Origin of the sequence: Myxococcus sp. NMCA1 (assembly GCF_026810205.1) — a bacterium.
Lineage (GTDB): Bacteria > Myxococcota > Myxococcia > Myxococcales > Myxococcaceae > Myxococcus > Myxococcus xanthus_A.
In genome coordinates, this window is record NZ_CP113950.1 from 7427927 (window position 1) to 7439304 (window position 11378).

The following is an 11378-nucleotide window of genomic DNA, read 5'->3' on the forward strand; positions in this document are numbered from 1 at the left end:
CGGACGCCGGGGAGCAGCAGGGATTGGCGGCGGAAATGCGAGAGGCCGCCCGGCGCATGCACGCCCGGCGGCCTCCGTGGGAAACGCGGTGCTTCCAGCCCGGCTACGGCTGTTCCGTCAGGCTCAGGGAGTTCTGTGGCTGACGGATGGCCCGGGTGACGAAGTCCGCGTTGTTGTTGTCCGAGTCCCGGCCGTTGCCGAAGTCCTCGTCACTGCTGCCCGCGGACATGGTGGCGGAGGTCGAGGTGGACAGGGCCTTCCGCTCCAGACTGCCACCCGACGCGGGGTGAAAGGGCGCCACCGTGCCTTCGGGCGAGTTCCCTGTGCCCCACGCCACCTTGTCCACCGCCACGTCATTGACGTTGGTCGTCAGCCCAGGACCGATGCGGACATGGCCTCCGGCCGTCGGTGACGCCGAGATGTCGAACACCGTGCCGTAGTTCAGGTCTCGCGCCACGGGACCGGTATAGCCATTGTGCCCCAGCAGGAAGTACCCATGAGCCCGGATGAAAGTCCCCGCGGGAATGGTGTAGCTGCCGCTGTACGAGCCCCCCGTCGCGGACTTGTACTGGAGCCGCCAGCCGCTGATGTCGACGTCCGCATCCGTCGGGTTGTGGAGCTCCACGAACTCGTTCGTCGCCGAGTTCGAAAGGCCGCCGCTCACCTCGCTGATGACGACGTGGTTGGCCACGGCCGGCGCCGGTACCACCGTCACCGTGCCGTAGTTGCCCGTGCTCGCCTGCGCGACGACGCCGTCCTGGTCGCAGTAAACCCACTCCTGGGCCACCTCGGGCCCCTGGGTGAAGCGGTAGCGGAAGCCGTAGATGTAGCTGCCCGGCGCCGCGATGTTCAGCGGGGCCACCAGCTCATCGTTGTTGCCCGGCGTGGCGAAGCCCGCGTTCGCCTGCGCTGGCCCCCACGTCCACGAGTCCGGTGACGCGGCGTCAGTCCCATAGCCCAGCTCGGCCACCAGGTGCGGGAAGCCGTCGTTGCCATTCTGGTTCCTGGTGCTCACCTGGGACTCGTAGAACTGGCTGAAGACGGACTCCGCGCGGCCCGCCCGGATGGGCGTGGCGAAGGACTTCGGATACTGGATGGCGCAGTAGTCCACCGGGCCGGTGATCTCCACGCCGCAGGACGCGTTGGCGCCGCCCGGCGTGCCCTGTCCACCGCCAGGAAGTGACGCCTCCGAGTCACACCAGTACCAGGCGTGCTGACTGGCCCGCGAGCCCACCACCACGGATGACAGGTTCATCGAGCGCCCCGTCGTCTGCGGGAACGAGGCCGAGTACGCCACGTCATCCACCACGGTGGCGCCCATCTCGACGAAGAGGTGCCCCGAGTGTCCGAGTTCGAAGAGCGTGCTCCCGTAGCCATACTGCGCCGCCACGCCGCCGTTGGTGGCGGCATCCGCGTTGTTCGCGAGGACGAAGGTGCCCCGCCCCGGGACGATGAGGGGCCGGTCCCCGGCCGTCAGCACGCTGAAGTCCGTCTCGCCGCCCGCGCCATTGTCGAAGCGGATGCGCAGGTTCGTGATGTCCCGCGGTCCGTCGACGATGCTGGTCAGCTCCACGTATTCGGTGGTGTTCGCATCCGGGCGGTGCATGACCTCGCTGATGACCAACTCCCCTGCCCCGGGCGCGGGCGCCGTGTCACAGGCGCCCTCGATGCAGACACCGTCCTGGCCCGGGCAGACCTCCGAAGCGGGCGTGTACTCGCACTCCGCCAGGCCCGCCGTCACCACGCACGCCTCCGCGTAGGTCACACGCTGTACTCCGTCCGCGTCGCACTCCGGCGCGCGCGGCGTGCAGACGACATCACCGCAGGGCCCCGGCACTTCGATGGAGGCGAAAACCACGGTGCTACCATTGTTCGCGCTGTCGAAGACGCGGAGCGCGAAGTACCAGGTGGCCGCCTGGGACGGCGGCAGGGCGTGAATCACTTCCTCCGCCTGTCCCGGCGCCCGTGGCGCCGCCGTGGGCACCTCGCTGGCCAGCGCGAAGCTCTGCGGGTCAATCGGCCCCGCGCTGTAGCGCAGCTCGTAGCGAGCGGCGTTGCCCACGCCGCCGTTGTCTCCCGTGGCCAGCCACGTCAGGCGAACCGTCGTGTTGTCCACCAGGCTTGCGCTCATCACGGGCGCGGCGGGCGCGACGTCGTCGGTGATGGTGACCATCGTGTCAACGGTAGGCAGCGCCGGGTTCTCCGTGGTCGCGGAGAGGACGAAGCTACCCGCCTGATCCACCGTGAGGTCGTTGAAGACGGCCACGCCCGCAACCGGCGCCACCGTCAAGGTGCCGCCCAGCGTCACCCCGACCGCCCCCACCAACTGGAGCGTCACGGACGGCGCCGTGGCGTTCGAGACGTTGCCGAACGCATCCTGCAAGGCCACCCGCGTCTCGGACAGCGGCTCCAGGACGGTGCCCGGCTCCGGAGGCGCGACGAACGCGAGCTGCACGGGCGCGCCCGCTTCCACGGTGAAGTCGGACGTACTGGACACCGCGGCATCGCCGTCCGTGAACGTCACCGACTGCGCTCCCGCCGTCTCGAAGGTGATTGTGAAGGTGTGCTCACCCTGGTCCGCCGCGGTGTACGTGAAGGTCGACAGCGGCGCGGCCTCCGGGTCCGTGGACGTGAGGTCCACCGCTCCCTCGTATGCCGTCAGCACGTTGCCGAAGCGGTCACGCGCGGAGACGGTGAAGGACTGCGGCTCGCCCGCGACGATGGACTCCGCCGGCCCCTCCACGGACAACGCCGTGAGGAGCCCGGGCTGCACCGACAGGGTGGCGGTCCCCGTCAGCGTCGCCGTCGTGGTGTCCGTGACGACGAGCTGACCGCTGCCCACCGCGGCGAACGTCACATTGAAGAGGCGCTGGCCAGCGTCCGACTCGGTGAAGGTGTAGTCCGAAGGCACGGTGGCCTGGACGTCTCCCGGAATCTCGAAGTGGACGGTGCCCCGGTAGCCCGAGGCGAGGTTGCCGTGTGCATCCCGCACCGACACGGTGGCCGCCACGGGCTCGCCCGCGAGGGTCGTCGCGGAGGCCAACTGCACCGTCAACTGCACGGCGGGGCCAGACAGGACCTGGGTGCTCACCGTCGCCGTCAGCCCCGCGTTGCCCGCATCCCGCACCGTCACCGAACGTGCCCCGGAAGTCACCAGTGCCACCGAGAACGTGTGCTGCCCCGCGTCCTGTCCGGGAACGAAGGTGTAGTCCGCGGGCAGCGTCGCCTCCGGGTCATCCGACTCGAAGCGCACCGTGCCAGTGTAGCCCGTGACGATGTTTCCGAAGCCGTCGCGCGCGGTGACGGTGAGGCTCTGCGCCTCGCCGGCCGCCACTGCCGCGGGAAGCGCGCTCAGCTCCAACTCCGCGGCCGCACCGGTGCTCACCTCCACCTCGAGCGTGTCGGTCAGCACCGGCCGCGCCGTGTCCACCACGGTGACGCCCTGGGTCCCCGACGTCAGCAGCATCACGCCGCTGAAGGTCCGCCGGCCCGCATCCGCCACGGTGAACGTGTAGTCACCAGGCAGTTCCGCCTCGGCGTCGGTGGACGTGAAGCGCACCGCACCGGTGTAGCCCGTGGCCTCGTTGTCGAAGGCGTCATGGGCCGTCACCACCACGCTGCCCTCGGCGCCCGCGGCCACGGGTGAAACAAGGCCCGTGAGCGCCAGACGGACAGCGTCGCCCGGCTCGACGGTGAACGTGTCGCTAGGCTCCGGGCCCAACCCCGTGGCCGCCGCGATGAAGCGGTGCGTACCCGCCTGCTCCACCACCACGCCCGAGAAGGTCGCCACGCCCGCGACCGCCGCTACCTGCAACGGCGTGAAGCCGGGCTCATCCTCCAGCGTCAGCGTCACCGGCGACGTGGCCGTGGTGACGACCTGTCCGTCGCCATCCAGCAGCGAGACGCGGATGTCCGGCTGCGTGTCGCCCGCGTCACCATCCACGGGCTGCTGGGAGAAGACGAGCCGCGTGACGCCCTGTACCTGCGTCTGCACCATCAAGCTGGCGGAGCGGACCGCGTTGCCCTGGTTGTCCGCCACGCGCAGCGCCACGTGGTAGTTCGTGCCAGGCTGAAGGCCCGTGAGGACGGCGGACTCCTGCGTGCCAGCCTCCGCGGGCTCGCCCAGGCCGCCCACCGGCGTCGCCTGGTTGAAGTCCGCATCCGTCTCAATCGGGTTCAGCGAGTAATGCAGGGCATGCGACGCGGCCTGCCCCTGGTCGCCGTCATCACCCACCGCCGTCCAGGACACCGTGACGCTGTCGGGCGTGGCCGTGGTCGCGGCGAGGACAGGGACGGAGGGGAACACATTGTCGATGATGTCGATGTCCGTGCTCGTGGCGGGCGTCAGTCCATCCGCGGTGGCCTGAAGCTGGAAGCGGCCCTCCGTGTCCACGTGCACGCTGGAGAACGACGCCAGCCCCTCCACGGGCGCCACCTCGGTGACACCACGCAGTGGCACGCCACCCGCCGGCACCAGGGACAGCGTCACCGAAGGTGCGCCCACGGGCGTCCGGTTGCCATGCGCATCCTGGAGCACCACCTCCACGGCGGTCAGCGCGGCGCGAACGGACGCATGCGAAGGCACGCGCGCGAAAGCCAATGCCGCGGTCCGGTCCGCCGAGACGCGCACGTCCTGGCGCCCCGCCAGGCCCGCTTGCGCGGCGTCCTGCACGTCGACGCGCTGGGTGCCCGCCCGCCGCAGGGTGATGCCCGTGAAACGGAAGCGGCCCGCGTTCACCTCCGTGAAGGTGTGCCCGCCCGGCAGCGTGGCCGTGGCGTCGGAGGACTGCACGCTCAGCGTGCCGCGATAGCCACTGGCGACGTTGCCGAACGCGTCACGCACCGTCACCTCCGCATCATGCGTGGAGCCCGCGATGGCGGTCTGCGGCAGCCCCGTCACCTCGACGGTGGCGGCGGCGGCCGGCGTCACGTCGAACGAAGGGCTGACCGCGCCCTCGACGCCGGTGGCCTCGGCCTTGAGCTGATAGCCCAGGCCCGCGCGCGTCAGCACCACTTCCTGGAAGCGGGCGACGCCGTCCACGGCCTGAGCCCGGAGCGTGCCTCCCAGGGAAGCCCCACCCGGGCCAGCGGCCAGCGAGAGCGTCACCTCCCCCGTGACGGACGGAACCGGGCGGCCATCAGCGTCCCGGAACTCGACGTCCAGCCCGCCAATGGGTGCACCGGCTCGGGCCGACAGCGAGGCCGCTGCGAAGGCCAGCCTCGAGGCCCGCAGCACGGTGAAGCCGACGACGGGACGCGAACCCAACACCACCGCGCCTCCCTCGGCATCCACCGAGGCCGTCACCCGCTTCGAGCCGCCTCGCGTGGACACCACGGACGCGGTGGCCACGCCCTGGGCATTCGTCCGGTCCGCAGGCTGCGTCACGGTGTTCCCGTCGCCGGAGACCTCCACCCGCACCGTGCGGCCCGCCATGGGCGAGCCGTCCTTCTGCCGCACCGTCACGGTGATGGCGACCCGGTCCACGCCGTCCGCCAGCACCTGCTCCGCCCGGTCCACCTGCACCGTGGAGAGCGCCGCGTCGGGCAGGGACTTCGCTGGCGGCGGGAGCGGCGACGTGGCGCTGTCACCACACCCCACCAGCACAACGCCGAGGCACAGCACGCCCAACCCCAGCAACCGGGTGAGCGCGAGAGGACAACGGGACATGAGCGGCTCCGGGAACGAACGGACCCCGCACGGAAGAGAGCACTCGCGAGGTCCCAGTGCCTTCTACCAGACAACTCCCGTCACCACGTAGACCTCCACCAGAGCTTTGCATCCCGGGTGGAACCCACGGGGCTATCGTGACCCATGCCCCGTTGAGTGCGTCCCCGTTACATGCCGAGCGCGGCCATGAGCGCGCCGCCGCCCATCAGGGACTGGCCACCGTCGCAGACCATGATGGAGCCAGTGATGTAGGACGAGCCTTCCGACGCCAGGAAGAGCGCGAGCTGGGCGATGTCCTGCTTCTTCCCGAAACGCTGGAGCGGCAGGGCCTGGGCGAGCTTGTCGCGGCCCTCGTCGCTGGGGGCCAGCCGGCGCATGCCTTCCGTGTCGTCGATGGGGCCGGGGGTAATCGAATTGACGCGCACGCCGGAGCCACCCCACTCGATGGCCAGCACGCGGGTGAGCATGTCCACGCCGGCCTTGGCGGCACAGACGTGAGCCTGCATGGCCATGGGGAGATAGGCCTGGGGCGCGGAGATGTTGATGAGGGACGCGCCCGGCTTGCGCAGGTGCTCGAAGGCGGCGCGACTGATGTTGAAGGTGCCCAGCACGTCGATGTCCATGACGGCCTTGAAGCCGTTGGAGGACATGCCCAGCGCGGGCGCGGGGAAGTTGCCAGCGGCGCCGCACACGACGACGTCCAGCTCACCGTAGGCCTCGCGCACCGTCTGGAGGGCCTTCTCCACGGCGGCATAGTCCCGGACGTCGGCCGCCACGCCCATGGCGGTGCCGTGCGCCTGAAGCCCCTTCACCGCGGCCTCGAGCTTCTCCACGTTGCGGCCGTTGATGGCCACCTTGGCGCCCGCCTTCACGAAGGACTCGGCGATGCCGAGGTTGATGCCACTGCTGCCGCCAGAAATGAACGCCACCTTGCCCGCGAGCAGCCCGTCCCGGAACACGCCATCAGCCATTTGGACCCGTCTCCTGTGGAAGCAACCGGGCAGGGACTTGAACAAACCTGCCGCACTGCGTCCATGACGTTCGCCGGGCGGACAGCGGAACCAGGGGCCGTGTGTTAGAGGTCGCGCCATGACCCGCCGCCGCCCCGAAATCCTCGCCCCCGCAGGGGACCTCGACTCGATGAAGGCCGCGCTCGCCAGTGGCGCGGACGCCATCTATTTCGGACTGGACGAAGGGTTCAACGCACGCGCACGCGCGGAGAACTTCTCGCTCGCCACCCTGCCCGGAACGCTGGCGCTCGTGCACCGCGCCGGCGCCCGCGCCTATCTGACGCTGAACACCCTGGTCTTCGAGCCCGAGCTCCCGGTGGTGGAGAACATCCTGCGCCGCATCGCCGAAGCTGGCGTGGACGCGCTCATCGTCCAGGACCCGGCGATTGCGCTGGTGGCCCGCGCGGTGTGTCCGCAGATGGAGGTCCATGCCTCCACGCAGATGACGATTTCGAGCGCGGAAGGCGCGCGCTTCGCGAAGGGCCTGGGCGCCACGCGCGTGGTGGTGCCGCGCGAGCTGTCCGTGGCGGAGATTCGCCGGCTGGCGTCGGAGACGGACGTGGAGCTGGAGGTCTTCATCCACGGCGCGCTCTGCATGTCGTGGAGCGGTCAGTGCCTCACCAGCGAGGCGTGGGGTGGACGCTCCGCCAACCGGGGACAGTGCGCGCAGTCGTGCCGGCTTCCGTACGACCTGGTGGTGGATGGCCAGACGCGGGAGCTGGGCGACGTGCAGTACCTGCTCAGCCCCAAGGACCTCGCGGGTGTGATGGCGGTGCCGCAGTTGGTGGAGATTGGCGTCCACTCGCTGAAGATTGAAGGCCGGCAGAAGGGGCCGCAGTACGTCGCCACGGCGGTACAGGGTTACCGGCGCTGGGTGGATGGCGTGTCCGCGGGGACGCCGGACACGGGTGCGCTGCGCAAGGACCTGGCGGACATGACGCTGTCGTACAGCCGGGGCTTCTCGCACGGCTTCTTCGCGGGCTCGGACCACCAGACGCTGGTGGAGGGGCGCTTCCCGAAGCACCGGGGCGCGTACCTGGGCCGCGTGGAGTCCGTGCACGGTCGTGACGTGCGCGTGGTGGACGACACGGAGGGCCGTCCCTGGACGGGCGGGCTGGGCCAGGACAACGAGAAGGCGCGCCCGGATGCGCCCGTGGGCAAGGTGTCCTCTCCGCTGGAGACGGCGACACCGGTGGCGGCCGAGGTGTCGCCCCGGCCCGGCATGGGCGTGGTGTTCGACGACGGGCACCCCGAGGACAAGCACGAGCCCGGCGGCCCGCTGTTCCGCGTGGAGCGCAAGGGCCGTGGGTGGGTGCTGGGCTTCGGCAATCCCGGTCCGGACATGGGCCGGGTGAAGCCGGGCCAGCGCGTCTGGATGACGAGCGACCCGGCCCTGGCGAAGCGCACGGAGGAACTGCTGGGGCGCGGCGAGCCCGAAGGCCGCGTGCCCTTGGCGCTGACCGTGACCGGCGCCGCCGGTTCGCCGCTGACGGTGCTGGGCCGGGCGCGCGGTGGACACGTCTACTCGGTGTCCAGCGAGGTGCCGCTGGCCGAGGCGCGCGGTGGTGGCCTCGACGAAGCGCTGCTGCGCGACAAGCTGGCGGCGCTGGGCGGAACGCCTTTCACGCTGACGGGGCTGGATACGTCCGGACTGGCGGCGGGGCTGCATCTGCCAGTGTCGGAGATGAAGGCGCTGCGTCGCCGCCTGGTGGCGGAGCTGTCGGAAGCCGTGGCGCGCGGTCCGGTGCGGACCGTGAACGAGGGCTCCACGTTGGAGCCCCTGCGCGCGTCGCTGCGCGAGCGGGTGCAGCCTGCGCCCCGGGCGGTGGAGGACGCGCGCTTGCTGCCCCTGTGCCGCACGGACGAGCAGCTCGAAGCGGTGATTGCCGCGGGCCTGCCCGAGGTGGAGCTGGATTGGATGGAGCTGGTGGGCCTGCAGCGCGCGGTGGAGCGTGCGCGCGCGGCGGGGCTGCGCGTGACGATTGCCACGGTGCGCGTGCAGAAGCCGGGCGAGGAAGGCTACGACGCCCGCATCGCGAAGCTGAAGCCGGACGCGGTGCTCGTGCGACACTGGGGCGCGATGATGCACTTCCTGGAGCGGCCGCCCGCGCCCGGGGAGGCGCGCCCTGCCCTGCACGCGGACTTCTCACTCAACGTCACCAACTCCGTGACGGCGCTGCACCTGCTGGGGCTCGGGCTGGACACGCTGACGTTCGCGCATGACCTGGACGCGGTGCAGCTCGGGGCCATGCTGGAGCACCTGCCCGCGGAGCGCTTCACGGTGACGGTGCACCACCACATCTCCACGTTCCACACCGAGCACTGCGTGTATTCCCACACGCTGTCCCACGGGCGTGACTACCGGAGCTGTGGACGGCCGTGCGAGAAGCACCGTGTGTCCTTGAGAGACCACAAGGGGCTGGAGCATCCGGTGGTGGTGGACGTGGGGTGCCGGAACACGGTGTTCAACGCGCAGGCGCAGAGCGCGGCGTCGCTCGTGCCGTCGCTGCTCGCGCGGGGCGTGCGGCGCTTCCGGGTGGAGTTCGTGCGCGAGTCTCGCGAGGAGGCTTCGCGCGTGCTCTCCGCGTATCAGGAGCTGCTGGCCGGCCGCATCTCCCCCGCCGAGACCGTGCGCCGCGCGGCGGTGCATGAACAGTTCGGTGTGACGAAGGGAACGATGAAGGTGCTCAACCCCACGTTCACCGTGCAGCGCTGACACTGAAGCCCGCTGCGTTCAACGGGAGCGCGTGGGCACGGCACGGCGTGAGAAGCGCAGGACGGCACGGAACACGTCTTCCGTGTCGTCCGCGTCCATCCCCTGCTCCGCGGCCCACTGACGCCGGGTCTCCAGCAAGCTCGCCTCGCGCTCCGCGTCTGGCAGCGGGAGTCCATGCCCGGCCTTCAGGTGTGCCGCCTGCTGGATGAGCTGGGCGCGACGATTCAGCAGTTGCACCAGCTCGCGGTCCAACGCATCCACGCGCTCCCGGACGTCCGTCAGCCCAGGCGGCGCGGCGACAGGCTCCGGCGCGCCCGAGCGCCCTGATTCACAACCCAGGTGAAGCCGCGTGAGGGCATCCAGCAGCCGCACCCGTGCGTCCCGCGCGTAGGGATTCTCCGACTGCACGACGCCGAAGAGATGGGGCACCTCCAGCCGTGCGTACTCCTCCAGGCGGGCCACGGGCTGGAAGCTGGGCGGCGCGAAGGGCAGGTCCTTTCCGGCCTCCGCCTTGAGCAGTCCGTGAGCCAGGAAGAAGGTGAGCACGTGCGTGCGCGCCATCAGCGCGTCGTGCGCATCCGGCGACAACTCCGTCACTTCACAGCCGATGCGTTCGAACAGTACCCGGGCCTTGCGCACGGCCTCCGGGTGCAGCTCGTTCGGGCACACCACCGTGCGGCGAGGCAGGTCGCCCCTCGCCAGACTGGCCGGGCCGAACAGCGGATGCGTGCCCACCCAGGGGATGTCCCGCCCCAGCACGGAGGCCAGCACCTGCACGGGCCGCACCTTGACGCTTCCGACGTCGAGCACCGTCTGCGCGGGCGACAGGCGCGGGCGAAGCGCCTCCAGCACCGAGCGCATTCCAGACACGGGCATGGCGAGCACCACCAACTCCGCGCCCTCGACGGCCTCCGCGAGCGTCGGTGCCCTCAGCGCGTCGGGCACGTCGTCCTGGCGCGGCTCGAACACCCGATGCGAGATGCCCGCTTCCAGCAGGAGGCCAGACAGGGCACGGCCAAAGCGGCCGTACCCCAGCAGCGCGATGCTTTCCGTCATGTCGCCGGACTCCGAATCCAAGCTGTTCCTGGAATTCTCGCATCGGCAACACGCGGGACGAAAGCCCCTACGGCCGGGGGCTCAGCGCCCCTGAAAGTGAGGGGGTCGGCGTTCCACGAATGCGGAAAAGGCTTCGGCCAGGTCATGGGACTGGAGGAACGCGGAGTTCCATACCGCCACATAACGCAGGCCATCCGCGATGGATTTGTCCGCGCAGTACTCCATGACCTGCTTGGCGCCCTGGACGACAAGCGGGGCATTTTCGGAGATGCGTTTCGCGGTCGCCCGGGCCTCCTCCAGCAGGGCCTCCGGCGAGGGGAACACCTCGTTCACGAGCCCCATGCGCAAGGCACGCGCCGCGTCCACGTCGCCACCGGTGTAGGCCAGCTCACGCGTGTGGCCCTCGCCGATGATGCGAGGCAGGCGCTGGAGCGCGCCCAGGTCGGCGACGATGCCCACCTTCACCTCGCGCAGGGAGAACTTCGCGTCCTGGGAGCAGTACCGGAAATCACACGCGGCGATGAGGTCCATGCCGCCACCGATGCACCAACCGTGCACGGCGGCGATGACGGGCTTGCGACAGCGGGCCATGCCCTCGGTGGCCTGCTGCATGTCGCCAATCAGCGACAGCAGCTTCAAGCGCTCCAGGGCCAGGTTGCCGTCGCCGGTGAGCAGCGGCCCCAGGGATTCCATCATCCCCATGAGGTCCAGGCCGAAGGTGAAGTGCTTGCCCTCGCCGCGAACCAGCACGACGCGGACGGAGTCATCCGCATCCAGCGCGCGGATGGCCTCGGGCATTTCCCGCCAGAAGTCGGGCCCCATGGCGTTGCCCTTGCCGGGGCCGGTCAGCACCAGCTCGGCGACGCCTTCGTTCTTCTCGATGCGCAGCGACTTGTAGGTCCCGTCCATTCAGGCCTCCGATTCAAGA

General features: G+C 70.3%; 5 protein-coding genes. 1 reads left to right on the forward strand and 4 read right to left on the reverse strand.

The genetic code is table 11. The features are described from left to right. Positions 1–103: 103 nt before the first annotated feature. Positions 104–5668 (reverse strand): lamin tail domain-containing protein, encoded by a 5565-nt coding sequence (locus OZ403_RS30685; RefSeq protein WP_268782433.1) that lies wholly within the window; start codon positions 5666–5668, stop codon positions 104–106. A 167-nt stretch (positions 5669–5835) separates the two neighbouring features. Next, complete coding sequence (locus OZ403_RS30690; RefSeq protein WP_140794836.1) at positions 5836–6639, reverse strand: SDR family oxidoreductase; 804 nt, start codon at positions 6637–6639, stop codon at positions 5836–5838. A 118-nt stretch (positions 6640–6757) separates the two neighbouring features. Between OZ403_RS30690 and OZ403_RS30695 the strand changes: the two genes are divergently transcribed. Then, the gene (locus OZ403_RS30695) at positions 6758–9394 is read left to right on the forward strand and encodes a U32 family peptidase (RefSeq protein ID WP_268782434.1); all 2637 of its coding nucleotides are present in this window, start codon (positions 6758–6760) and stop codon (positions 9392–9394) included. A gap of 18 nt (positions 9395–9412) precedes the next feature. Here the strand turns inward: OZ403_RS30695 and OZ403_RS30700 are convergent, their stop codons facing one another. Continuing rightward, the gene (locus tag OZ403_RS30700) at positions 9413–10450 is read right to left on the reverse strand and encodes a prephenate dehydrogenase/arogenate dehydrogenase family protein (RefSeq protein ID WP_140856743.1); all 1038 of its coding nucleotides are present in this window, start codon (positions 10448–10450) and stop codon (positions 9413–9415) included. Between the two features lie 81 nt (positions 10451–10531). Further along, complete coding sequence (locus OZ403_RS30705; RefSeq protein WP_140794839.1) at positions 10532–11359, reverse strand: crotonase/enoyl-CoA hydratase family protein; 828 nt, start codon at positions 11357–11359, stop codon at positions 10532–10534. Positions 11360–11378: the final 19 nt, after the last annotated feature.

Bases quoted from the DNA above. Each gene is read 5' to 3' on its own strand.
- OZ403_RS30685 (WP_268782433.1), bottom strand. From the start codon at position 5,668: ATGTCCCGTTGTCCTCTCGCGCTCACCCGGTTGCTGGGGTTGGGCGTG.
- OZ403_RS30690 (WP_140794836.1), bottom strand. From the start codon at position 6,639: ATGGCTGATGGCGTGTTCCGGGACGGGCTGCTCGCGGGCAAGGTGGCG.
- OZ403_RS30695 (WP_268782434.1), top strand. From the start codon at position 6,758: ATGACCCGCCGCCGCCCCGAAATCCTCGCCCCCGCAGGGGACCTCGAC.
- OZ403_RS30700 (WP_140856743.1), bottom strand. From the start codon at position 10,450: ATGACGGAAAGCATCGCGCTGCTGGGGTACGGCCGCTTTGGCCGTGCC.
- OZ403_RS30705 (WP_140794839.1), bottom strand. From the start codon at position 11,359: ATGGACGGGACCTACAAGTCGCTGCGCATCGAGAAGAACGAAGGCGTC.